Source organism: Gilliamella sp. wkB72, assembly GCF_001693745.1.
Lineage (GTDB): Bacteria > Pseudomonadota > Gammaproteobacteria > Enterobacterales > Orbaceae > Gilliamella > Gilliamella apicola_E.
On sequence record NZ_LZEI01000013.1, the window covers coordinates 20784 to 47383 of the forward strand.

At 33.5% G+C, this 26600-nt stretch carries 20 protein-coding genes; 14 read left to right on the top strand and 6 right to left on the bottom strand.

Features of this window, described 5'->3' with window-relative positions:
- Position 1: 1 nt before the first annotated feature.
- The 10 genes from rseP (at position 2) to A9G07_RS08150 (ending at position 13771) form a co-directional block, all read left to right on the top strand.
- Positions 2–1312, top strand: coding sequence for an RIP metalloprotease RseP (gene rseP, locus A9G07_RS08105; RefSeq protein ID WP_176713958.1), 1311 nt, complete (start codon positions 2–4; stop codon positions 1310–1312).
- A 25-nt stretch (positions 1313–1337) separates the two neighbouring features.
- Positions 1338–3767 carry an outer membrane protein assembly factor BamA gene (gene bamA, locus A9G07_RS08110; protein WP_065734761.1) on the top strand — a complete coding sequence of 810 codons (2430 nt, stop codon included), beginning with the start codon at positions 1338–1340 and terminating at the stop codon, positions 3765–3767.
- A 41-nt stretch (positions 3768–3808) separates the two neighbouring features.
- Complete coding sequence (locus A9G07_RS08115; RefSeq protein WP_065734762.1) at positions 3809–4297, top strand: OmpH family outer membrane protein; 489 nt, start codon at positions 3809–3811, stop codon at positions 4295–4297.
- Positions 4297–5325, top strand: coding sequence for a UDP-3-O-(3-hydroxymyristoyl)glucosamine N-acyltransferase (lpxD, locus tag A9G07_RS08120; RefSeq protein ID WP_065734763.1), 1029 nt, complete (start codon positions 4297–4299; stop codon positions 5323–5325). The genes A9G07_RS08115 and lpxD overlap by 1 nt, the downstream gene beginning before the upstream one ends.
- 105 nt (positions 5326–5430) lie before the next feature.
- On the top strand, positions 5431–6732 hold the full coding sequence (gene tig, locus A9G07_RS08125; RefSeq protein WP_065734764.1) for a trigger factor: 1302 nt from the start codon (positions 5431–5433) through the stop codon (positions 6730–6732).
- A gap of 89 nt (positions 6733–6821) precedes the next feature.
- On the top strand, positions 6822–7424 hold the full coding sequence (clpP, locus tag A9G07_RS08130) for an ATP-dependent Clp endopeptidase proteolytic subunit ClpP (protein WP_305054763.1): 603 nt from the start codon (positions 6822–6824) through the stop codon (positions 7422–7424).
- Between the two features lie 19 nt (positions 7425–7443).
- Complete coding sequence (gene clpX, locus A9G07_RS08135) at positions 7444–8709, top strand: ATP-dependent protease ATP-binding subunit ClpX (protein WP_065734766.1); 1266 nt, start codon at positions 7444–7446, stop codon at positions 8707–8709.
- 163 nt (positions 8710–8872) lie between these two features.
- Positions 8873–11308: an endopeptidase La gene (gene lon / locus A9G07_RS08140; protein WP_065734767.1), complete on the top strand. Its 2436-nt coding sequence runs from the start codon at positions 8873–8875 to the stop codon at positions 11306–11308.
- A gap of 127 nt (positions 11309–11435) precedes the next feature.
- A complete protein-coding gene (locus tag A9G07_RS08145; RefSeq protein ID WP_081303397.1) occupies positions 11436–13307 on the top strand; it encodes a SurA N-terminal domain-containing protein in 1872 nt (623 codons plus the stop codon).
- Between the two features lie 152 nt (positions 13308–13459).
- Positions 13460–13771 (top strand): ComEA family DNA-binding protein, encoded by a 312-nt coding sequence (locus tag A9G07_RS08150; protein WP_065734769.1) that lies wholly within the window; start codon positions 13460–13462, stop codon positions 13769–13771.
- 45 nt (positions 13772–13816) lie between these two features.
- Here the strand turns inward: A9G07_RS08150 and priA are convergent, their stop codons facing one another.
- Positions 13817–15973, bottom strand: a complete 2157-nt coding sequence (gene priA, locus A9G07_RS08155; RefSeq protein ID WP_065734770.1) for a primosomal protein N' — start codon at positions 15971–15973, stop codon at positions 13817–13819.
- Positions 15974–16161: 188 nt separating this feature from the next.
- Here priA and moaC point away from each other — a divergent pair, with 188 nt between their 5' ends.
- The 4 genes from moaC to A9G07_RS08175 all read left to right on the top strand — a co-directional run bounded on the left by moaC (position 16162) and on the right by A9G07_RS08175 (position 19352).
- Positions 16162–16647, top strand: a complete 486-nt coding sequence (gene moaC / locus A9G07_RS08160; protein ID WP_065734771.1) for a cyclic pyranopterin monophosphate synthase MoaC — start codon at positions 16162–16164, stop codon at positions 16645–16647.
- A 4-nt stretch (positions 16648–16651) separates the two neighbouring features.
- Entirely contained in the window at positions 16652–16897 is a 246-nt protein-coding gene (moaD, locus tag A9G07_RS08165) for a molybdopterin synthase sulfur carrier subunit (RefSeq protein WP_065734772.1), read from the top strand.
- Positions 16898–16901: 4 nt separating this feature from the next.
- A complete protein-coding gene (gene moaE / locus A9G07_RS08170; RefSeq protein WP_256122116.1) occupies positions 16902–17345 on the top strand; it encodes a molybdopterin synthase catalytic subunit MoaE in 444 nt (147 codons plus the stop codon).
- A 192-nt stretch (positions 17346–17537) separates the two neighbouring features.
- Positions 17538–19352: a sulfatase-like hydrolase/transferase gene (locus A9G07_RS08175; protein ID WP_065734774.1), complete on the top strand. Its 1815-nt coding sequence runs from the start codon at positions 17538–17540 to the stop codon at positions 19350–19352.
- Between the two features lie 27 nt (positions 19353–19379).
- On the opposite strand, the gene sppA is transcribed toward A9G07_RS08175, so the two are convergent.
- The 5 genes from sppA to lptD form a co-directional block, all read right to left on the bottom strand.
- On the bottom strand, positions 19380–21197 hold the full coding sequence (gene sppA / locus A9G07_RS08180) for a signal peptide peptidase SppA (protein WP_065734775.1): 1818 nt from the start codon (positions 21195–21197) through the stop codon (positions 19380–19382).
- Positions 21198–21229: 32 nt separating this feature from the next.
- Complete coding sequence (apaH, locus tag A9G07_RS08185) at positions 21230–22042, bottom strand: bis(5'-nucleosyl)-tetraphosphatase (symmetrical) ApaH (RefSeq protein ID WP_065734776.1); 813 nt, start codon at positions 22040–22042, stop codon at positions 21230–21232.
- 4 nt (positions 22043–22046) lie between these two features.
- Positions 22047–22844 carry a 16S rRNA (adenine(1518)-N(6)/adenine(1519)-N(6))-dimethyltransferase RsmA gene (gene rsmA / locus A9G07_RS08190; protein WP_065734777.1) on the bottom strand — a complete coding sequence of 266 codons (798 nt, stop codon included), beginning with the start codon at positions 22842–22844 and terminating at the stop codon, positions 22047–22049.
- The gene (gene surA / locus A9G07_RS08195) at positions 22837–24150 is read right to left on the bottom strand and encodes a peptidylprolyl isomerase SurA (RefSeq protein ID WP_065562371.1); all 1314 of its coding nucleotides are present in this window, start codon (positions 24148–24150) and stop codon (positions 22837–22839) included. Before surA ends, rsmA begins: the two co-directional genes overlap by 8 nt.
- 62 nt (positions 24151–24212) lie before the next feature.
- The gene (lptD, locus tag A9G07_RS08200; RefSeq protein WP_065734778.1) at positions 24213–26594 is read right to left on the bottom strand and encodes an LPS assembly protein LptD; all 2382 of its coding nucleotides are present in this window, start codon (positions 26592–26594) and stop codon (positions 24213–24215) included.
- Positions 26595–26600 lie beyond the last annotated feature (6 nt).

Sequence of the window (26600 nt, forward strand, 5' to 3'; positions counted from 1 at the left end):
TTTGCTTTGGTCACTGTTGTTATTTATTATTACGATCAGTATATTAGTTACAGTTCATGAGTTTGGGCATTTTTTTGTTGCTCGGCTATGTAAAGTGCATGTAGAGTGTTTTTCAATCGGGTTTGGAAAAAAAATATGGTCGCATAGATTTGCAAATGGAACTGAATTAGTTATCGCTATGATTCCACTTGGCGGATATGTTAGAATGCTCGATAGCAAAACGAGTGAATTATCCCCCAATTTAGAAAAACGCGCTTTTGATAAAAAAAGTATTTTGCAACGGGCTGCAATTATTTTTGCAGGGCCATTTGCTAATTTTGTTTTAGCATTAATTATTTATTGGGTTATTTTTTTGACGGGTGTGGTTGATTATCCTGTTAAAATAAAAAGTATTATACCTTCAACACCAGCTGCATCTATAAATATGCCAGCAGATGCAGAGTTAAGAATGATAGATAATGCTAAAATAGACACTTGGAATGATGTAAATGCAGCATTGATTTCTGCTTTAGGTAAAAGCAATATTAATGTTACCTATCGTACTGATATTGAGCAACAAGAAGTTAGTCGGGATGTTAATATTAGTAATTGGTCTTTTGATATTGAAAAGGAATCTGCAATCGCAGCATTTGGATTTATACCTAAACAATTGGAAATTTATCCAATTGTGAGTAAAATTGTACCCGATTCAGCAGCGGCTCAAGCTGGTTTAAAAGTAGGTGATAAAATAATCAGTTATAATGAGCACCTTTATCAAAATTGGAATGATTTTACTGATACTATAAAAAAAGCTGGAATTATAAAACTGAAGGTAAGTAGGAACAATAAAGACGTCGATCTTACACTTGAGCCAAAAAGAAATAGAAATGGGGAAGGTGTTGCAGGTTTCTATCCGACATCTGATGCAGTAATTAAAAAATATGATTTTTTTAATGGATTCGATAAAGCGATGAAACAAACAATGTTAACGACTAAGTTAACGGTTCGCTCTCTTTATCAATTAGTAACAGGAGTGATTGGTCTAAAACATTTATCAGGACCAATTACAATAGCAAAAAGCGCAGGGCAAACAGCAAGTTATGGATTTACCCCTTACTTATATTTTCTAGCCTTTATTAGTATAAGTTTAGGAGTTATCAATCTTGTTCCATTACCTATGTTAGATGGCGGGCAGTTGCTTTTTTTATTTTTTGAGAAAATAAAAGGAAATGCCTTATCAAATAAAGCACAAGAGCGTTTTTTTCGTATCGGATTTGTTTTATTAATGGTAATAATGGGAATTGCACTATTTAATGATATTTTACGATTGTAATGGGATGAGGTTATAAATATATACGATGAAAATAAATAAATTACTTATAGCATCTTTGCTGTTTAGTACCACAGCAGTATATAGTTCCAATGCATTTTGTGTTGATGATTTTGTGGTTAAGGATATCAAGTTTGAAGGTTTGCAGCGAGTCACAATCGGTGCTGCAATGCTTGAAATGCCTGTTCAAGTCGGTGACTATGTGAATGAATCTGATTTAGGCCGCATTATTAAATCACTTTACGCCAGCGGTAATTTCGATGATATTACTGTTTCTCGTGATGGCGACAGATTAATTATTCATGTCCAAGAGCGCCCAACTATAGCAAGTATTACCTTTTCCGGAAATAAATCTGTCAAAGATGACATGTTGAAAAAGAATTTAGATAGTACCGGTATTCGTGAAGGCGATGCATTAGATCGTACAATGCTTTCAGGCATCGAGAAGGGTCTAGAAGATTTTTACTATAGTGTTGGTAAATATAATGCTCAAATCAAAGCGGTCGTAACACCATTATCTCGAAATCGTGTTGATTTAAAATTAGTTATTGCTGAAGGTAAATCTGCTTTAATAGATCAAATAAATATCGTGGGTGCAAAAGCTTTTTCATCTGAAGAGCTTATTTCACGTTTTTCATTACGTGATGAAGTGCCTTGGTGGAATATGCTTGGTGATCGTAAATATCAAAAGCAAAAATTGGCATCGGACTTAGATGAGTTGCAAAGCTTTTATTTAAATCGAGGTTATGCTCGATTTAATATTGAGTCTACACAAGTTAGCTTAACGCCAGATAAAAAAGGGATTTATGTCACTATTAATATTCATGAAGGTGAACAATATAAGTTAGCCGATTTTGATTTTAAAGGTAACTTTGCAGGACATGAAGAGGCAATACAAAAACTAGCCAAAGAAAAGCTTACTGTAGGTGAACTTTATAATGGTAAAAAAATAACGGATATTGAGGATAATATTAAGCGATTGCTGGCTAATTTTGGCTATGCTTATCCTCAAGTAGCTATTCAGCCTGAAATGGATGACTCATCACATACTGTTAAATTAGTAGTATTAGTTGATGTAGGGCAACGTTTTTACGTACGCAATATTAAAATTGTCGGCAATACAATTACAAGTGAGAGTGTGGTTCGTCGTGAACTTCGTCAAATGGAAGGCTCATGGTTAAGTAATGGTTTGGTTGAACTTGGTAAAGAACGTTTAAATCGATTAGGTTTCTTTGAAAGTGTTGAAGCGAATACTGAACGAGTTCCTGGCATTGATGATCAAGTTGATATTATTTATAAAGTAGCTGAACGTAATACGGGTAGTATTAAATTTGGCGTGGGTATTGGCTCAGACAGTGGTATAAGTTTTAATGCTGGAATTTCTCAAGATAACTGGTTAGGAACGGGTAATAGCGTTTCATTTGATATTAATACAACCAGCAGTGATAAAACTGCATCTGTTTCGATTGTTAATCCTTATTTTACTGTTGATGGTGTCAGTTTAGGTGGTAGCGTTTACTACAATACTTATAAAACTGATAGTGATGATGATGAATCTGAGTATTCAAGTAAAACTTGGGGGGCTAATTTAGACTTAGGCTTCCCGATTAGTGAAAATAACTTTGTCCGTTTTGGCACAGAATACGCTAATCATAAATTAACTGATATGAAACCTCAGTATAATATGTGGCGTTATTTTGAATCAATGGGTGAAAATATGAAAGATAAAGATAAGTCTTATTCATATGACACCAATGATTTGTTATTGAACGCCTATTGGACATATAACTCACTAGACCGTGGTTACTTCCCAACAGATGGGTTAAAACTTACCGCCAGTTTGAAAGCGACAGTGCCAGTATTTGACAATAGATTCTATAAAATGGTTAGTGATGCTACTTATTATTATCCAATTGATACCGATCATAAATGGGTATTCTTAGCTCGTGGCCGATTAGGTTATGGTGCTGGATTAGGTGGAAAAGAATTACCGTTCTATGAGAATTTCTATGCAGGTGGCTCAACTGTATTGCGTGGCTTTAAAGCAAATACTGTTGGCCCTAAAGCAGTATATTTTAAAACAGGCGTAGAGGGATGTAGAACCTTAGGCGATACAGCTCAATGTACTAGTTCTAAAGATGCAATAGGTGGTAATGCCTTAGCATTCGGAAGTACGGAGCTAATAGTCCCAACACCATTTGCAAGTGAAAAATATGCAGATAGTATTAGAACATCAGTATTTTTTGATGCAGGAACGGTTTGGGATAGTGAATGGGATCTAAAAGGCAAAAATATTCCTGATTATAGTTCCCCATCTGATATTAGAATGTCTGCTGGTCTTGCTGTTCAATGGATGTCGCCATTAGGACCATTGGTATTTTCTTATGCACAGCCGTTAAAGAAATATCATGGTGATTCAGCTCAGCAATTCCAATTTAATATAGGTTCAACATGGTAATGCCATGTTGTTAATAACTAAAATACACATAGGTGAATAAAGTGAAAAAAATTATATCTGTTGTTGGCATCAGTATTGCTCTACTTTTTACAGGCTTTGCAAACGCTGAAACTAAAATTGGTGTTATCGATATTAAATCTGTAATGGATCGTATGCCAGAACGAGAAGCAATCGGTAAAGAATTGAACCAAAAATTTGAAGCGAGAGCTAAAGCATTAGAAAAAGAACAAAAGCTTGCTGATGCAGCAGCTGCACGTTTAAAGAAAGAAGGGCTAACTTTGTCATCTTCTGAAAAAACTAAATTAAATAAAACTATTGCAGATTTTCAGAATAAAGCCACAGCTTTCTCAAATGAATATCGTGATAGCGAAACAAAAGAAGCTGGTAAATTACTAACCAAAATTCAAGAAGCAGTCAAAACCATCGTTGCTGAAGAAAAATATGATCTTATTTTAAGAGTAGATACGGTTTTATATGCCTCTGACGCTGTAGATATTACTGACAAAGTTTTGGAGAAGGTTAAAAAATAATGTTTGCTTTTCGTTTAGAGCAATTAGCTGACAAGCTTGATGCTACATTATATGGTGATGGTGAATTAACTATCACCGGTGTAGCATCAATGAAAAGTGCCACAGAAGGTCAAATCACTTTTTTGTCGGATAAAAAATTCCAAAACAATTTATTAACTTGTAATGCTTCAGCAGTTGTTATGACAGAAGATAGCCTTAAATATTGGAATGGGGCTGCTTTGATTGTTAAAGATCCTTATCTTACTTATGCAAAATTAGCACAACTTTTAGATACGACACCGTTACCCGCTAAAGGTATCGCACAATCAGCGGTGATTGATCCTACTGCTAAGCTTGGACAAAATGTATCAATTGGTCCAAATGCTGTTATAGAAAGTGGTGTAAATCTTGGTGATAACTGTTGTATTGGTGCTGGCTGTTTTATTGGGAAAGATACTCAAATCGGTGCAGGCACAAAAATATGGTCTAATGTATCTATATACCATAACTGTATTATTGGTGAAAACTGTTTGATCCAATCAGGAACAGTAATAGGTGCAGATGGATTTGGTTATGCAAATGACAAAGGTAAATGGATAAAAATTCCTCAGCTTGGTCGAGTAGTAATTGGTAATAACGTTGAAATCGGCTCATCAACAACAATCGATCGTGGTGCTTTAGATGATACTGTCATCGGTAATGGCGTCATTATTGATAATCAATGTCAAATTGCGCACAACGATATTATTGGTGATCATACTGCTGTCGCTGGTGGTGTTATTATGGCGGGTAGTTTAAAGATTGGACGCCATTGCCTAATTGGTGGTGCGAGTGTTATTAACGGCCATATGGAAATTTGTGATCAAGTAACTGTGACTGGAATGGGTATGGTTATGAGACCAATTACTGAGCCGGGTGTATATTCATCGGGTATTCCATTACAACAAAATAAAGTATGGCGTAAAACAGCTTCATTAGTTTTACATATTGATGAAATGAATAAACGTTTGAAAGCACTTGAGAAGAAGCTATTAAATGTCTCGACGTAGACGATTACGGTCGGTATAATGCTTCCCTATTTTATAAATTTAATTAGCTCAATTAATCAATTTATAATTATGAGCAAATATATTCAATAATTCCGAGGTATAAAGATGCAAGTTTCGGTAGAAACAACAGAAGGTTTAGGCCGTCGTTTATCAATTACAATTAAATCAGAAGATATTACCAAAGCAGTTGATAAAGAACTTATCAATACAGCAAAAAAAGTCCGTATTGATGGTTTCCGTAAAGGAAAAGTACCTTTAAAAATTGTTGAACAACGCTATGGTGCTTCTATTTTACAAGACGCTCTAAGTGATTTGATGCAACGTAATTTCATTGATGCTATTATCCAAGAAAAATTAAATCCAGCTGGTGCGCCAACATATATTCCAACAGAATATAAAAATGGTGAAGATTATACTTTCACTGTTGAATTTGAAGTTTATCCGGAAATTAAAATCAAAGATTTAGATAAAATCGAAGTTGAAAAACCAGTAGCTGAAGTTGTTGATGCTGATGTGGAAACAATGATTGAAACCTTACGTAAACAACAAGGTACTTGGAAAGTTGTTAAAAAGACAGCAAAAGAACAAAATCGTGTCACGCTTGACTTTTTAGGTAAAGTTGATGGTGCTGAATTTGAAGGCGGTAAAGCTGATGATTTTGCACTTGTATTAGGACAAGGTCGAATGATCCCTGGTTTTGAAGATGCAATCATCGGTCACAAAGCTGGAGATGAATTTGATATTAATGTTACATTCCCAGAAGATTATCATGCTGAGAATTTAAAAGGTAAACCAGCAGTATTTTCAGCTTCACTTAAAAAAGTTGAAGAACTTGAGTTACCTGAACTAACTGAAGAAGTAGTGAAAAGATTTGGTATTGCAGATGGCACAGTTGAAAGTTTACGAGCAGAAGTCCGTAAAAATATGCAACGTGAACTTAATGCAACAATTCGTAATAAAATCAAAACACAAGTCATTGATGGTTTAGTAAAAAATAATGATATTGAAGTTCCATCTGCTTTAATTGATCGAGAAATTGATGTCTTACGTCAACAAGCCTTAACTCGTTTTGGTGGTAATGTTAAACAATCAATGGATCTACCTAAAGAGTTATTCGAAGCAGAAGCTAAACGCCGTGTGTTAGTTGGATTATTATTTAGCGAAATCATTGAAAGTAACAAGTTAAAGGCTGACGAAGCAAAAGTACAATCTTTAATTGATGAAATTGCAACTGCTTATGAAGATCCTAAAGAAGTGGTTGATTATTATCGTAAAGATAAGAAAGCAATGGATAATATCCGTTCTGTTGCACTTGAAGATCAAGTAGTTGATTTATTATTAGCTAGCGCAAAAGTGACAGATAAGACTTATTCATTCTCAGAATTAATGAATCAACAAGTTGCTTAAGCAGCTTGTCACTTTATTTAATTAAAATTCATTATAAGCCCAAATAAGGATCAATTGTTTGGGCTATTTTGTTTAATTAGGAGATGAAAATGCCTTTAGAACCATACATGAGTGTGATTCCAATGGTTGTTGAGCAAAGTTCTCGTGGCGAGAGAGCTTATGATATTTACTCACGATTATTAAAAGAAAGAATTATATTTTTAACTGGGCAAGTTGAAGACAATATGGCAAATTTGATTATTGCTCAGATGCTTTTTCTTGAAGCTGAGAATCCTGAAAAAGATATCCATTTATATATCAATTCCCCTGGTGGAGTAGTGACTGCTGGTATGGCTATTTATGACACGATGCAATTTATTAAACCAGATGTGAGTACTATTTGTCTTGGACAAGCATGTTCAATGGGCTCATTACTTTTAACTGCTGGTACTAAAGGTAAACGTTTTTGCCTGCCTAATGCACGCGTCATGATCCACCAACCATTAGGTGGTTTTCAAGGACAAGCGTCAGATATTCAAATTCATGCTCAAGAAATATTACAGGTTAAAAGCCGATTAAATAATATTTTATCAATGCATACTGGTCAGGATATTAGTGTAATTGAAAAAGATACAGATCGTGATAACTTTATGTCAGCCGAGAAAGCAGTTGAATATGGATTAGTTGACGCCATATACAGTAAACGATCTTAATAATAAATAGGTAAAGAAAGTGGATAAAGAAAACTCAGAAAAATTACTCTATTGTACTTTTTGTGGCAAAAGTGAACATGAAGTCCGTAAGCTAATTGCTGGGCCATCATCTATTTATATTTGTAATGAATGTATTGGACTATGTAATGATATTCTAAAAGAAGAAACGAAAAGTTTTCTTTCACATGAAGAATTTATTAGTAAACCATTACCGACACCGCACGAAATACGAGCTCATCTTGATGAATATGTTATTGGTCAGGAGCGGGCTAAAAAAGTATTATCAGTTGCTGTTTATAATCATTATAAACGTTTACGTAGCTATTCTAACCGTAGTGATGTTGAGTTAGGTAAAAGCAATATTTTATTAATTGGTCCTACGGGTAGTGGTAAAACATTATTAGCTGAAACATTAGCGCGTTTTCTTGATGTCCCTTTTGCCATGGCTGACGCAACCACATTGACTGAGGCAGGGTATGTGGGTGAAGATGTTGAAAATATTATTCAGAAATTATTACAAAGTTGTGATTATGATGTAGAAAAAGCGCAACGTGGGATTATTTATGTTGATGAAATTGATAAAATTTCTAGAAAATCAGATAATCCATCTATTACTCGAGATGTTTCTGGTGAAGGTGTTCAGCAAGCTTTATTAAAAATTATTGAAGGTACTGTTGCATCTGTTCCTCCTAAAGGCGGACGTAAGCATCCACAACAAGAATTTTTACAAGTTGATACTTCTAAAATCCTCTTTATTTGTGGGGGCGCATTTAGTGGATTAGATAAAGTTATTGAAAATCGAGTCTCTACCAACACAGGTATTGGTTTTGGTGCTGATGTAAAAAGCACTAAGAATAAAGCGACAGAATCTGAGTTATTAGCTCAGATAGAGGCAGAAGATTTGGTTAAATTTGGTCTTATACCTGAATTTATTGGTCGATTACCTGTTATTGGAACGTTATCAGAACTTGATAAAGATGCTTTAGTTAATATATTAACCGAACCTAAAAATGCTTTAACCAAACAATTTAATGCTTTATTAGAGTTGGATGGTGTAGAACTGGAATTTACTAAAGAAGCTCTAGATGCCATTGCAATTAATGCGATGAAACGTAAAACAGGTGCTCGAGGATTACGTTCAATTGTCGAAAATATACTGTTAGATACAATGTATGACTTACCATCAATGCAAAACGTAAAAAAAGTACTTGTTGAGAAAGATACGGTAAATCATTTGCAATCACCTAAATTGATTTTTCGTGAGGATACAGAACTATCTGCATAATAGATAAGCAATTATCCTATATAAACTGGTAAGTAGCATTTATATAAAAAAATGAAATACGTATGTACATTTATTGTACTACGTATTTAAAACAGGATAAGCTTGAATATCTTAAAATCACCCCAATATAAGACAGATAAGTTTGTACTACCGAGAGAATAAAATGAAGACAAAACAAACTAAACAAATGATTATGCCTATTTTACCATTGCGTGATGTTGTTGTATTTCCACATATGGTGATTCCTCTCTTCGTTGGTCGTAATAAATCAATCCGTTGTTTGGAAAGTGCAATGGAGATGGATAAACAAGTTTTTCTTGTAACACAAAAATATCCTTCACAAGATGAACCTGATGTAGAGGATTTGTATGAAGTCGGTACTATAGCCAATGTTTTACAATTACTTCAGTTACCTGACGGTACAGTTAAAGTTCTGGTTGAGGGTGTCGCGCGAGCTAAAATTGTTGATATTATTGAACGAAAAGATGATGATTTTTTAATTGCAAATATTAAACCGCTAAAAGAAGCTAAGGAAGCTGATAATATTAGTCAAGCGATGATAAGAGTCTTATTATCAAATTTTGATGATTATGCGAAACTTAATAAAAAAGTCACTCAAGAGGTTGTTGATTCAATTCATTTAATTAAAGAATCATCTCAATTAGCAGATTCCATAGCTGCTACCTTATATATAAAAGTTGAACAAAAACAAGAAATTTTAGTTACTGCTGATTTAGAAAAACGTTTCGAGTTGCTTATTTCATTAATGGAATCAGAAATTGACTTGTTGCAAGTTGAAAAAAATATCCGTCAACGCGTCAAACAACAAATGGAAAAAGCGCAAAAGGAATATTATCTAAATGAACAGATTAAAGCTATTCATAAAGAGTTAGGTGATATAGATAACAAACCTGATGAATTTGAAGAGCTAAACTCAAAAATTACTAAAGCAAAAATGCCAAAAGAGGCAAAGGAAAAAACACTATCTGAGCTTAATAAGCTTAAGATGATGCCTGCTATGTCTGCCGAAGCAACTGTTGTTCGCGGATATATTGATTGGATGCTACAAGTTCCTTGGTATAAACGCAGTAAAGTAAAAAAAGATATTAATGCTGCACAAAAAGTTTTAGATAAAGATCATTATGGGCTGGATCGTGTAAAAGACCGAATTTTAGAGTATTTGGCTGTACAAAGTCGAGTAAATAAAGTTAAAGGCCCAATTTTATGCTTAGTCGGGCCTCCAGGCGTTGGTAAAACATCATTAGGTCAATCCATTGCTAAAGCTACGGGAAGACAATATGTTCGTATGGCTTTAGGTGGTGTGCGCGATGAAGCCGAAATACGAGGACACCGAAGAACCTACATTGGTTCAATGCCGGGTAAATTAATTCAGCGCATGGTAAAGGTTGGTGTAAAAAACCCACTATTTTTATTAGATGAAATTGACAAGATGGCTTCTGATATGCGTGGTGATCCTGCATCGGCATTACTAGAAGTTCTGGATCCGGAACAAAATAATGCATTTAATGACCATTATTTAGAAGTTGATTATGATCTATCTGATGTCATGTTTGTAGCGACAGCTAATTCAATGAATATTCCAGCACCACTACTTGATAGAATGGAAGTTATTCGGCTATCTGGTTATACCGAAGATGAAAAATTGAACATTGCTAAACAACATTTAATCGCTAAACAGATTGCTAATAATGGCCTAAAAGCAAATGAAATTGATATTGATGATTCAGCTGTAATTGGCATTATTCGTTATTACACTCGTGAAGCAGGGGTCCGAAGCTTAGAAAGAGAAATTGCTAAAATTTGCCGTAAAGTCGTTAAACAATTGGCTTTAAACAAGCGTTTGCGTAAAGTAAGTGTAACTCAAACTAACTTAAAAGATTACTTGGGTGTACAGCGTTTTGATTATGGTATATCCGAAAGTGAAAACCGGATCGGTCAAGTGAATGGTTTGGCATGGACAGAAGTCGGTGGTGATTTGCTAACCATTGAATCAATGAGTGTTGTAGGTAAAGGAAAATTAACTTATACCGGCTCACTGGGTGACGTTATGCAAGAATCCATTCAAACAGCACTTACGGTTGTTCGTTCGCGCGCTGAAAAATTGGGTATTAATAGCGATTTTTATGAAAAGCGTGACATACATGTGCATGTTCCTGATGGTGCTACACCTAAAGATGGTCCAAGTGCAGGTATTGCAATGTGTACTTCATTAGTATCTACTTTAACGGGTAACCCTGTTCGTGCTGATGTTGCCATGACAGGTGAAATTACGCTACGAGGTGAAGTATTACCAATTGGTGGATTAAAAGAGAAATTATTGGCTGCTCACCGAGGTGGTATAAAAACAGCTATAATTCCTATTGATAATGTTAAAGATCTCGAAGAGATTCCAGCAAATGTTAAAGCTGAAATTGATATAAAACCTGTTAAATGGATAGATGACGTATTGACGATTGCATTGCAAAATAATCCATTTGGTATTGAGCCAGTTAAGGGAAAAGTTCAAATAAAGTCGCCAGTTAAAAAATCTGTTAAAAAAATTAAAAACACAGCAAATATTTCAACTCGATTGAACTAAAATAAACATATCAAAAAGCCAACTTAATGTTGGCTTTTTTTTCGACTTTTAATTAGATAATAGCCAATTTTGGCAAATGTGATATACTTGCGAAATTAAAATTCAGGTATATGGAGAATGACAAGCTATGATGGAAAAAATTAGAACAGCTGCAAACAGTCTTGTTGTTAAAATAATTTTTGCTATTATTATTTTATGTTTTATTTTTACTGGTGTTGGATTTTTAGGCTTTGGTGGTGGCGGTAGTACAAATGATGAGCAATTGTACGTTGCTAAAGTCGACGGAGAAGGGATCAGTAAAACTCAATTTGAGTCTCAAGTAAAGCAAGAATTAAATAAAATTACAGGTGGTGATGCTTCGCTTACCAAAATAATCCGAAGAAAAGTGTTATCTCAGCAAATAGATAATTATTTAGCTTATCAATTTTCAAAAAATATTCATGCCACAATCAGTAACGAGCGCGTAAAAAATTTTATTAAAAAGCAGAAAGTTTTCTTTATAGATGGAAAATTTGATAATCAAAATTATTTAAATCTACTTGCTGAAAACGGTTTTACTGCTGAAAGTTATGCAAGCTTATTAAAAACATCGTTACAACAAGAACAAGTTATGGATGCATTAGTCACTTCTAGCTTTGTTTTACCTTCTGAATCTGAAATTTCCTTGTTAAAAAATCAGACAAGAACTATCTATGCTACTAAGATTGATTCTTCAATAGATGATATGAAAGACATTAATATTACCGAAGAAGATGAGAAAAAATATTATGATGAACATAAAAATGATTTTATGAGGAAAGAGCGAGTAAAATTAAAATTTATTTATAATTCAAAAGATGACATCGCTAAAACCATTAACGTTACTGATGATGATGTAAAAAAAGAATATGAACAAAATTTAAAAAAATATACCTACCCAGCAAAAAAAGAGTTTAGTGCTATTTTTGTTACAGACAAAGCGCAAGCTGACAAGATCGTTAAAGAGTTATCTTCAGGCGTAAATTTTCAAAATATAGCTGAAGGTCTAAATCAAAACAATAATAATATTTCAGCTTATGGTAAGAATGGTTCTTTAGGTTGGTTTGTTGATGATGATTCTCTGCCTGAGTTTTTTAAAAAAGCAAACTTGAAAAAAGTTAATCAAATTTCAAATCCAATTCCGACTGATGATGGCTTTATCATAATTAAACTTGATGGTGAGGTACCAGCAAAGGCTATGGATTTTGATTATGCTTCAATTTTAATTTACGAAAATTTAACTAAACAAAAATTACAAAATGGATTTAATGTTGTTGAAGATAAAATGAAAAATGCCTTATCTCAATCACCTAAATCAATTGAAGAGTTATCTGAAAAAACGGGTCTTGAAGTTCAAACAACTGATTGGACAACTTATAAAGATATGTCTACAATCATGATTCATCCTGAAATTAGTGATTTAGTCTTTAGCGAAGAAATGATCGCTAATGGGCAACCGACTCTTAAATTATCAGACTTAATTCCAGTTGAAAGATCTCATGGTAGTTATGATTTTATTATTCAAGTTACTGACTATCACCCAGAGGGGATAGCTCCTTTTGATGAGGTTAAAGAAGACATTAATAAAAAACTATCTAAAGATATCTCCGAGAGTCGTTTTAAAGCTAATGTTGAAAGCCTTTTAAATGAGTTAAATACTACTGGAAATTCAGATAAAGTAAGCTTTAGTAAGAAATATGTTTTGCACAGAGATTCGACAGATTTAGATAAAAAAGTAGTTGATATGGTTTTTAGTTTAGAACCACCAATTTCAGGTGTTAAATCTGATGAGTTTAATGTGGAATATTTAGAAAATAATACTGCTTATATTTTCACCTTAATTAAAGTTGATACGCCTAAGGAGTATCAAGATATTTCACCAGAATTATTACCATTATCTATGTCTGACACTTATCATTATCTTGCAAATGATATTCGTTCTAAAGTGAAGATTGAAATCATGCCTGATGCAAATTTGTGATAAAGATCGAGAAATTTTGGTGATAAATCAAAAAAAGAGAAGCCACTTTGGTGGCTTTTCGCATTTTTATGAATATTAAAATTTAGCAAATTAATTCCATGAGATAGTTATGAAGCAAATTTAGTTGCATAATTATTTTGGAGTTAATTTAAATGAAAATTTTTACACTATTATGCCTTTTATTTTCATCTTTACTTTTTTCAACAGTTAGTTTTGCTGATTCGAAAACAGATGTCACTATAAAAGAAGCGCAAAAAGAAGCGCAAATTGTACAAGTCAATATTAATACAGCAACAGCTGAAGAGCTAAGTAAAGTATTAACTGGCATTGGGATGAGTAAAGCTAAGAAAATTATTGAGTATCGAGAAAAATTTGGTCCTTTTGTCTCTATAGAACAATTAAAAGAAGTTTCTGGTATTGGTCAAGCAACGCTGGATAAAAATATAGGAAAAATCACTTTATAAATATTCTATCTTCTAACAGATAATCTATCTGTTGGAAGATATTTTTTAATTATCAATTGGATCAACGTCAATACTCCATCTTACGTTTGATGCTTCACTCCACTGTTCAGTTATAAGATTGTCTAATATTTGTTGTAATAATTGTCTGTTCGTATGTTGTAACAATAATTGCCAACGATTATAACCCGCTTTTTTAGGTTGACTAGCAGGCATTGGACCAAGTTGCCATAAATTATGGTCATAATTGGACTTTAACCAATCATGGATACGCTGTAAAAATTTTGGTGCCTGTAAATTATTTCGGTCAGCAGCACGAATTAACACTTGATAGCTAAATGGTGGCAGTAAAGTTTGTTGACGTTCAATTAATGTTTGTTTTGCAAATGCCTGATAACCTTCATTTAATAAAGTATTTAATAAAGGGTGGTCTGGATGATAGGTTTGTAGAATCACTTCACCAGCTTTTGTTTCACGACCAGCTCGGCCTGATACTTGAGTATAAATCTGAGCAAATCTTTCAGTTGCTCTGAAATCACTTGAAAATAAGGCTCCATCAACATCAACTATGCCAACTAACGTCACATCAGGAAAGTGATGACCTTTAGCCAAAATTTGTGTGCCGACTAAAATATGAGCTCCACCTTTATGAATATCATTTAAATAGGTATTCAATGCTTCTTTTTTGGTTATCGTGTCGCGATCAATACGGGTAACTTTTATATTTGGGAACAAAATATTAAGCTGTTTTTCAAGTTGCTCTGTACCAAATCCAATTGGTAGTAACTGGGTTGAACCACACTTAGGACACTGTTTTGGTACTTCTCTTGGCGTATCACAATAATGGCAAATCAGTTTATTCTGCTTTTTATGATAAGTATAAGGGCGATCACAACGTGGGCATTCCGCTATCCAACCACAATCATGGCAAATTATTAATGGTGCGAACCCTCTACGGTTAAGAAATAACATCACTTGGTTATTGTTATTTAAATGCGTTTTTATTTTTTCTATAAGTGGTTGAGATAAACCTGAAGCTAAAGCCATGCCGCGAATATCTAAAATAGATTGTTTGGCTAATTGGGCGTTACCCGCTCTTTGAGTAAGCTTGAGATGCTGGTACTTGTGAGTTTGTGCATTATTAATCGATTCAAGAGAAGGCGTTGCAGAACCTAAAACTATAGGTATATTTTCAATTCTAGCTCGGATAATTGCTAGATCTCTAGCATTATAACGCCATCCTTCCTGTTGTTTGTAAGAACTATCATGCTCTTCGTCGATAATAATGATACCTAAATCTTTGAAGGGGGTAAAAAGCGAAGAACGGGTACCAACGACAATGGCATTTTCACCCTCTTTACTTCTTAACCAAACATCTAAACGTTCCTTGTCTGTTAACCCGGAATGTAAAATATCAATCGGAGCATTAAAGCGCTGTTTAAAACGCTTTATTGTTTGAGGTGTTAAACCAATTTCAGGAACTAAAACTAAAGCTTGCTTACCTTGTGATAACACATCTGCAATTATATTTAAATAAACTTCAGTCTTTCCTGAACCAGTTATACCATCAAGCAAAAATACACCAAATTGTTTATTCTGTTTATTAATAGTCTCTATGGCATTAGATTGTTCATCATTTAATTGGATCGATGTTGGGTTGGTCGAGTATTGCCAACAAATATTGTCAGGTTGTTGATAAACTAATTCTATAAGCTGTTTTTTTTGTAATTCTTGATATAAATTTGAACTAAATTGGTTTTCATTTAAACAGTTGTTTCTAAGTGAAGATAATAATAACTTTTGTTTTGGAGCACGTGATAATAAGCTTAAATCAATTTGTTGCCCTAGAGGTGTTAATTGCCACTGTTTTATATCATCCTTGATAGCTTGACGACCTTGCCTTAATAGAACTGGCATGGCATGAAATATGACTTCGCCAATTGGAAAGTGATAATAACTTGTTGCCCAATTCAATAACTGCCAAATTGGTTGAGGAAAGGGGTTTTTGGTATCAATAATTGCGGTAATTGATTTTAAATTTTCGCTATCAAAGGTCGATTGCTGATCAATTTTAATGATTATTCCAATCATTTCCCTTTTACCAAAAGGCACTCTAACCCGCGCACCAATTTCAGCAGGTACTGTTAGTTTGTAATCAAACAGTCGATAAAGGGGTACCGGTAAGGCTACATGGGCAATCAGCATTAACAATCACTATTATTAAAAATTGATATTGTACGCAGATTTTATTTAACTCGCAAAAGTTACATAGAGAATTTAATTATTTTTGAGTTAACTATCTAAAAACTTTATTTATATGATAGTAGTATCCATAAACAAAATTTGTTATCTTGAACGGCAAGTTAAAGCATAATATTTAAAGGTAGTTAAAAATGTCAGCATCATTTTCACACATTAATCAACATGGTGATGCACATATGGTTGATGTTTCTGAAAAAAAGTTAACTTTACGAGAAGCTCGAGCCGAGTCAATAGTATTAATGAATGCTGAAACATTTAACCTAATTATTGAAGGGAAACATCATAAAGGTGATGTTTTTGCAACTGCAAGAATTGCCGGTATTCAAGCGGCTAAACGAACATGGGATTTGATTCCACTTTGTCATCCACTACTTCTAAGTAAAATTGAAGTCAATATTGAACCTGTATTTGAAAATCACAGCATTAGGATTGAAACAATTTGCCGGCTAAGGGGCCAAACAGGTGTCGAAATGGAGGCCTTAGTTGCTGCTTCAGTTGCTGCATTAACGATATATGATATGTGTAAAGCTAATCAAAAAGATATGGTTATTAATCAAGTTCGGTTACTGAATAAAATTGGTGGTAAATCGGGCCAATTTAATGCGGCAGAGCAGTGATACTATGAACAAAATTATTTTTTTTGCACAAATTAGAGAATTAATTGGGGTTGAAAAACTTGAATTATCGTTAGAGCGAATGTCAATCAATCAACTTTTAGATCACCTTAGTTTGCGTGGTGATAAGTGGGTATTAGCTTTAAAAGAAAAAACAGTATTATGTGCAGTTAATCAGACTTTGGTTGACTATGATTATGTCATTCAAAAGGGTGATGAAATTGCTTTTTTCCCTCCAGTTACAGGTGGTTAACAGCGTGAACATTATTCAGGTAGACCAATCTCCCATTGATGTGAATTCATTAATAACTTGGCTATATCAATCGCCTATAGATGGTGCTGTAGTGACTTTTATGGGTAAGGTGCGTAGTTTTGAAAACCAAGTTATAAGTTTAACGTTAGAGCATTATGCTGAAATGACTGAAAAGGTGCTGTGCAATATTATTAATCAAGCCCGAGATAGATGGTCGATTAATCGTGTTGCAATAGTCCATCGTGTCGGTCAAATTTATGCAAATGAAAGTATTGTTTTTGTTGGTGTGAGTGCGGCACACCGCAGTGATGCTTTTGCTTCTGCGGAGTTTATTATGGATGTACTAAAAAATGAGGCTCCATTTTGGAAAAAAGAACAGACTTCTAATGGTGAAAATTGGGTAGAAGCCAAGCAATCCGATATAAAAGCTTTGAAGAAATGGTTTTAATATTAATTTAGTCTATAATAGATTTCATCATCAAAATGTCTTCAGAGGCTCAAAAAAGAGCCTTTTTTGTTAAGCTTATATTAATCTCTTCATATTTATCTTTTTTTGTTAAAAATTTTGAGGAAAGTACTAATTTTAAGTAGAAAAATCGCTATTATTAAAAATTTTTAATCCTATTGCTCGTGGAGCTATATGAAAAAACTCTATTTGTTCGTATTAATAAATATTTTTATCTCATCTATCATTACTATCCGATATTTTTTAGTGCCTGGTTCATCGTTTAGTTGGGATGGAAGCTTTTTTTCTTTATTTGCCGTGTTAGGGCATTTTTTCTCTATTTATATATTACTTTTTATTTTATGTTTTCCGTTTATCTGGGTGAAGAGAACGTTAAGTAATATTTGTTTAGCTGCTTTATTCAGTTTGTTACAGATTATGCTGTATATTGATACTATTGTCTTTCAACAGTATCGATTTCATATCAATGAATCTGTGCTATCAATGGTTTTCTCGGGGCAAGTTGTCGATTTTTCAACGATCACTTATGTTTTGATGTTTTTGTTAATATTAGTATCTTTTGGAGCAGAATATTTAATTCTTTATTTGTTAGATAAAAAATTTAGCCAAAAACGTTCAAGAACATTAATCGTATCGACAGTATTTCTCTTCGGTTGTTTTTTTATTAGTCATTTAATCCATATGGTTGCGTTTTATTACGCCTATTCCCCCATCATGATTGTTAAAGAATATATTCCATTATATCGTCCATTTACCTCGAAAAAGATAATGGGATTGTTTGATAAATCAGGGCAACGTAAGACACTTATAGAAAAGGAGAGCCAACACGCAACTATCTATTATCCTAAAAATGAGCTGATGATTAACCCTCATAATACTACAACACCCAATATTATATTTATTGTTTTAGATTCTTGGCGTTATGATACTTTTAGTCAAGAAATTTCACCCAATACTTACCATTTTGTGAAACAGAATAATGGAATAATTTTTAATAATCATTACTCAACAGGAAATGCAACTCGAACTGGTATTTTTGGACTTTTTTATGGTATCCCCGGCACGTATTGGGATGCTTTTTTAAGAAATAGAATTCCCTCGTTATTCATAACAACATTGCAAAAAGAAAATTATAATATAGGTATATTTACTTCAGCCAAAGTTACTGCGCCAGAATTCGATCGTACGGCATTTTTAACCATTAAAAACTTAAGAATTAGTAGTAAAGATGGATCTGCATCGAGTCGAGATAAACAGTTAACTGATGATTGGCTAAATTGGTATAAGACTAGAGATACATCTAAACCAAGTTTTTCATTTTTATTTTTTGATGCACCACATGCTTATGATTTTCCCAATTATTTTGAAGTTAAATTCAACCCAATTGGCGAGCTAAATTATATGGCATTAAGCAATGATACAGATCCTGTTCCCATTTTTAATCGTTATAAACAAAGTGTCTACTATGATGATTATTTACTTCAAAAGGTCTATGATGAACTTAAGCAATCAGGCTCGCTAGATAATACGTTAATCTTTATAACAGGTGACCATTCACAAGAAATGAATGACAATAAACTGGGTTTTTGGGGACATAATGGTAACTATACTGATGCTCAAACTAAAGTACCTTTTATCATTGTTGGGGCAAAAGATCTTAAATATATCACAGATAATATAAATAAATTCACCAGTCATGAAGATGTCGTTCCAACAATAATGCGACATTATTTGCATGTGGAAAATGATATTTCAGATTATTCGACAGGTTATGATTTATTTAGCCCAATAATCGATCGAGATTGGCTATTAATGTCAAATTATAGTTCTTATGCCGTTCGGACTAGAGACAACATCTATTTTGTTAATCGTCTTGGTATAAGCCACTATTTTGATTGTCATAATAATCAGGTCGATAAAACACCTGATTATAAAACAATCCAAGCGGCAATGAATGATATGCGTTATTTTTTCCAGACACAAAAATAAAAAAATCCACCGTAAGGTGGATTTTTATTATCGAACATCAGCACAGTTTAGACAGTAAATATAACGGTTTTGTGAATCTTGGAACTTATCCCATAGTGAAACTTGTTGCTTAATTTGTTTTACTTCTGGGATATGCTCAAAAAATACCTCTGCTGTTGATTTTGGCATCATAGCAAACATATCTGAGTAAAGTGCATTGAACCAACTGCCTTCAGGCTTTTGCCAATCTATTTTATAATTAGAAATATTGGCTAATGTTGCAGCCATATCAACCGCATCGTCAAAATCCCCTAACTTATCCACTAAGCCATTTTTACTTCCTTCGGAGCCGAGCCAAACTTGCCCTTGAGCTATATGATCTACTTGTTCTGAGGTCATATTACGAGCTTTTGCTACTAAAGAGATGAAATTAAAGTAACCATTATCAATATTCATTTGAATAAATTGATTCATTTCATCGGATAAATTTTGAGTTAAGCTGTTATTTGCCAATGGTGAGGTTGAAACCCCATCGTTATAAACACCAATATGAGAAAGTGAATTTTCAAAAGTTGGTACAATGCCAAAAATACCTATAGAACCTGTAATCGTATTCGGACTAGCGACAATATAATCAGAAGCTGTTGATATCCAGTATCCTCCGGAAGCAGCCATTCCGCCCATAGAAACAACAACCGGGATTTGGTAACGACGTAAAGTTTCTAGTTCACTGCGAATTGCTTCTGAAGCTTCGACACTTCCTCCTGGACTATTTACTCTGAGTACGACAGCCTGTATGTTATTACTTTGTAATTTATTACGAATATCTCTTAATTGTTTAACAATATCTTGGCTACCAGCTACATTACTGCTATTTGCGCCGTTAGTAATAGTTCCATTCACAAAAATGACAGCTATTTTTGGTTCTTTGTTTGATTCTTCAGCATTTTCCTTAAGTCTATAATCATAGATACTGACTTTTTGTTTTATTTTATGTTCAAGTTCAAAATCAAATTCATCACTTATCGCATCAATTAAACCGTTTGCTAAAGCGTATTGGGCCATATTACCATTAACAGATTTTAGTTCTGATAACATTTTATCGGCTGAAGGAACTAGTTGTGTAGGTGCTTTTTTGCGTTCTGCAGAAATGTCATTAAGGTAGTTATTCCACATTAAATTTAACCAACGAGAAGTGTTACTTCTTGCTTCTTCTGACATATTATCTCTGATAAATGGCTCAATAGCTGATTTATAAGTTCCTACACGGAAAACATGAGTATTAATCTTTAAGTTGTCTAATAATGTTTTGTAGTACAAATTATTGGCGGATAATCCAAAAACATTAACTGCACCTAATGGGGTTAAATAGATTTTATTAGCATAACTCGCTAAATAATATTGGCTTTGATTGAAGCTTGAACCAATAGCGTAAATAGGCTTATTTGCCTCTTTGAATCTGTTTAAATATTTACCAATATATTGCAAAGAACTCAAGTCTGCTCCGACAAAGTTATCCAATTTTAGGACTATGCTATTTATATTAGGATCTGATGTAGCTTGTGATATTTTTTGCACTAAATCGAATAAACTATTTTCACGTGATAGATTTACTCTTTTACCATATAATTTATTTTGTATTTCATACAATTCATCACTATAAAGTGAATTGTCGACAATAACGCCTTCAAGATTTATAACTAATGTGCCATATTGAGGAATGATGTCTTGCTTTTGTGATTCTTTAAAAAATGCAATACCACTCAAGATCAATAGGATTATGATTAAGAAAATTAGGTTAAGAAATATTTCTCTAATTAAATTGATACCTTTCCAAATTGATTTTATAACAGTTAGTACAGACATAATAAAATAACCCTTTAATTATTCTTTTATTTTTAATTTTTCATGTTTTTCTTTTTGAAATATTTTTTATCTTCAAATCGTAAACATGTTAATTTGCCACCCCAACAGCACCCTGTATCAAGTGCGTAAATATTTTCAGGTGTTCCTTTTCCATTCAATGCTGCCCAATGACCAAAAGCAATACTATATTCTGGCGGAATTTTACTTGGTAATGAAAACCATGGTTTAAGTTTCGATGGGGCCTCATCTGGTTGATCTTTACAATAAAAATCAAGCCGTCCATCTTCGTAACAGTAACGCATTCTTGTTAAAGCATTAGCAATAAAGCGTAATCGATCTAACCCTTGTAATTCATATGACCATTCATCAGGAAAGTTACCATACATTTTGTCAAGAAAGAGGGGATATGAGTCACTACTTAAAACCTGATGAAGATCATTAGCACATTTTTTCAATGTTTCAAGATCCCATTGTGGAGATATTCCGGCATGAGTCATAATAAGTTTTAATTTTTCATCTATTTGAATTAATGGTTGTTTACGCAACCAATTCATTAGTTCATCGAAATCATCAGCGTGGATGAGTTCGTCAAGATTATCCTTCTTTTTTGATGGTGTAACATTGGCGTAAATTGAGAGTAAATGTAAGTCGTGGTTACCTAAAACTAATCTTATTTGTTCGCTGTTTTGTTTTACAAATCTAAGAACTTCAAGTGATTTTGGTCCTCTAGCAACTAAATCTCCAGTAAGCCATAAGGTATCTGATGATGAAAAATCAGCTTTCTCTAATAGTCGCATAAACTCATCATAACAGCCGTGAATATCACCAATTATTAGATTTGCCATAAGGTTATTTCCAAGCGTTTGCTAATAGACAATATTGTTGTACTGTCAAATTTTCCGCACGTAAATTCGGGTCAATACCTAATTCAGCTATTTGCTCACTGTTAAATAAATTACTTAAGCTATTACGAATTGTTTTACGTCTTTGGTTAAAAGCTTCGGTAGTAATACGTGATAGTACTTTAATATCATTAACTAAATAGGGCTTTTCTTTGTAAGGTATTAGTTTAACTACAGCTGAATCAACTTTAGGTGCTGGTTTAAAGGCTGTAGGTGGTACTTCTAAAACAGGGATGATTTGGCAGTAGTATTGTGCCATAACACTCAATCGACCATAACTTTTGCTGTTAGGTGCAGCAACTAAACGAGTAACAACCTCTTTTTGCAGCATAAAATGCATATCAGTAATGATTGGTGCATATTCGAATAAGTGAAACATCAATGGTGTCGAAATATTATAAGGTAAATTACCAAAAACTCTCAGAGGTTGACCTAATGTATCGGACAATTTGTTGAAATCAAAATTTAGTGCGTCTTGTTCAATCACACTGATTTTATTTTGTAAAAAAGGATTTTCAACTAATCGGCTAGCTAAATCTCTATCAATCTCAATAACAGTTAAATGATCTACCAATTTACTTACAGGTACTGTCAATGCGGCAAGCCCTGGTCCTATTTCAACTAGTGCTTCTTCTTTCTTAGGTTGTATGGCTGCCACAATACTTTCAATAATATAATTATCATGTAGAAAGTTTTGACCAAATCGTTTACGGGCAAAATGACCTTGATGAACACGATTATTCATTCTTACCTTCACCTGTAATTTTGATATATGCATCACCTTTTAACTCTTGAATCCAAACTTGTGCTTCTTCAGCAAATTTTCTATTGAAAATCATACGATAAGCTTGATCTTTTTTAACTAAGTTTGTACCGTCAGTTTGTCTGGTATCAATTAGTTGGATTATATGCCAACCATAAGATGATTTTATTGGTTGACTGATTTCACCCTTTTTCAATTGTGATAATGCAGTCCTGAAACCTTCATCATAAACTTCTGGCCTATTCCATCCTAAATTACCACCACTATCTTTTGAACCTGTGTCTTCTGAGTTAGCTTTTGCTGCTGCAGCAAAAGTTGTTGCTCCGCTGGTAATGGCTTTGCGAATGTTAATTAATTTTTGTTTAGCCACCTGATCGGTAACTAATACGTTGGTTTTAATTAAAATATGACGAGCATTAACTTCTTGAAGTGTAATTTTTTGTGGTGTTTCAGAACGGTTATCGTCAACTTTTAATATGTGAATCCCAACTCCAGAGCGAATTGGTCCTATAATACTTCCTTTTGGCGCTCGAATTAGTCGTTCCTCAAAAATAGTAGGTAACTCATTTAACTTTTTCCAGCCCATTGATCCACCTTTTAAAGCAAGATCATCATTTGAGTATGACGCGGCTAATTTAGCAAAATTTTCCCCTTTTTTTGCTCGATTGATGATGTCCATCGCTTTATTGGTAGCACTATCAACTTGTTGTTTAGACGCTTTTTCTGGAATAGTAATTAGAATATGACTAATTTTAACATCAATATTGTTAGTTGGTTGGTTAGCTATTGTTTTGGTTAAATGTTCTACTTCTCTGTTAGAGACTTTGATTCTAGGTCGAACTTCATGCAGGCGTGCTTGTTCTATTAGCATATCAGTATGAATACGATCACGATAAGTGCTATAGCTCATGCCCATAGTTGATAATCTGCTTCTTAGTTGATCTATTGTCATACCATTTTCAGCTGCTATTCTATCGATTGCGGCGGTAACTTCATCATCACTAATAGTAATTTTTGCTTTTGCCGCTCTTTGTAAAATTAATTTTTCAACAACAAGGCGATCAATAATTTGTTTTCTAAGTATTTTATCATTAGGTAAAGATTTAGGATCGGCGCTCGCTTTAATCGTTTTGAGCATGTCACTAACATCACTTTCTAAAATGACGTTGTTATTCACAACAGCTGCAACCTGTTCAACCACTTTTGGAGCAGCATTTGCTGAAAAAGGTGTAAAGAGTACTAAATTAACACTCAAGTTTAATGCAATAAAAAGTTTTAATAATTTCATATTTACTCAACTCATTATGTTGTTGCGGTATTAAATTTACCACAATAAATTTATTAGTATGTTTATTCAAATGTTGTTGTATAAGGTAATTTACCAAAGTTTAACATTTTGGCTTGCGTGTCACGATTACTTCCTAAACCTTTAAGTTCAAAGTTAATTGACAGTTTGTTTTTGTATTTACTTATATGTTCTGTGTTATCCCAGTCGGTTAATTTGCGTCCATATTGTACGGTTACTCCCCAACAGCAATCGCTATAATTTACCCCAATAAAACTGTCTGAAATCTGTTTTTGCTTAATATCATAATAATAAGATCCCACAGCACTCACTTTTTCAGATAGTGGCCAACTAACCATAATGCCGGCTTGAGAAAGATCTTGTTTGTAACCTTTATATGCGGAATACTTATACCTGTCATCTACAGTGTCAATATAGTTACGATTGGCATAACGATAAGATAATTGAATTAATTTGTCACCCGATGGTCGATATTCAAACGTTGTATTGGCTAGCGAAATAGTATCGATACGGGTGTCGTATTGAATCCCGCTTCGGAAAATAATATCGTCACTAATTCGCCAGAAATTATCTGTTGCCCAAGTGACACTACCCGTATCAGAATTTTTATCTAATTCATTATTGTGATCACCGGTTTTAGATTTTGTAAAATAGGTAATTTGCCCTAAGGACATATTAAATTTTTCAACTTTGTTACTATCATAAAAACGTGTAGTTACACCCGTTGAAAGTTTATTTGTTGATGCAATACGGTCTAAACCACTATATGTTTGATCTCTAAATAAACCAATATAATCAGCTTGTAAGAGTGTGGAATCGTAATTTCCAATATTTGATTGGTTACGATAAGGGTTATAAGTATATTTCACTCTAGGTTCGAGTGTTTGGCTATACCCATCGATTAGATCAAAGTCTCTTTCAAAAATTACTTTACCATCAATACTAAATTTCGGTATAAAACGATTTACAGTGCGATCTAACTTTATCCCTTCTTTTATGTGTTCAAGATTATTATTATATTTAAATATGTTTTTCTGGTTGTAATGAGTTGCCATAAAACCAGTTTCTGCAGATAAATTTGCCCAAGAATTTGTAACTGTATAATTGATAGTTGGTTCTATATGGACTCGCCAAGCTTCGGGTTCATTATCTGTTGAATTTATAAAATGAGAAAGTTGTGAAAAAGTCTTAAATTTTAATGGTCCCAGCTCGTAGTTATAATAGTTGATATCTAATTGAGGCTGAGTTTGGTAAAGAATATCATAGTGGAATGGTTGGAAGTGTTTGTAACCTAAAGCAACATCCCAATTTTCATCATTGTATGCTAATTTATAAAACTGAGTCAGATATCCAGCTGTTTGAGACGCATATTTAGAACTGAGATCTGTTAAATATTGATTGTCACTGACTCGAGTCGTATCAGCTATAAAACGCCAATTGTAGTTAATTAATTCGTCGTTTTTCCAATAGAATAACCATCGATTACGATTGTTATCGTATCTGTTACCATTTGTTGATTTTTTTCTATCGTCACTGTATTGATTATCATGCTGTAACCAGTCAAAAGCGAAAGTCCCTAATCCTAATTGATTTAAGTAGCGAAACTCAGTTTGTAACTGTACACCACGATGTTGTAGTATTCGCGGTGTTATAGTCGCATCATAATTTGGTGCAATATTCCAATAATACGGTAATGAAAAATCGATACCATCAACACTATCGTAACCAAAATTAGGAATTAACAACCCTGATCGTCTTTTATTGCCTGTAGGCAATTGTAAATAAGGTGAGTAAAGAACAGGTACTTTCTCTATTCTAAATACCGCATTCCAAACTTCTAACAACTGTTCTTCATTATCGTGAATAATTGTTGAACCTGTAATATTCCAAGCACTATCTCCTACAGGACAGGAGGTAAAACTACCATTTTTAAGAATTACATAGCGATTCTTATCAAGTTTGATCTCATCGGCTTCACCTCGTCCAAGTCTATTAACTAATTGATACTCACTTGGATTCATATTGGCATCATTGTTGTTTAGATTCATCGATGCGTGGTTACCTTTGGTTTGTATCATATTATCTTGATAAGTGATATCACCATCGAGTGTAACCATCCGATTATTTGCATCTTTTGAGTCAATCGTCACTTTATCAGCTAAAACTGTACGATTGCCTTGCTCTACATAAACACGACCTTTGTAAATAGCTAAATTAGGATAAAGTCCTTCAAACTCATCTGCCTCTGCATTAATAGGTAATGTATTTATATCTCCATTAACAATTGGTCGCTCAAATTTAGGTACACCAACAAGACACTGCGGATTAGTAGTGTCATTTTGGGGTAAATCTATTGCATAACTGCTATAATTGTACAAAGAAAATGTTACAGCTATAGCAATACGAGAAAGCGATAATTTTTTCATTAATGA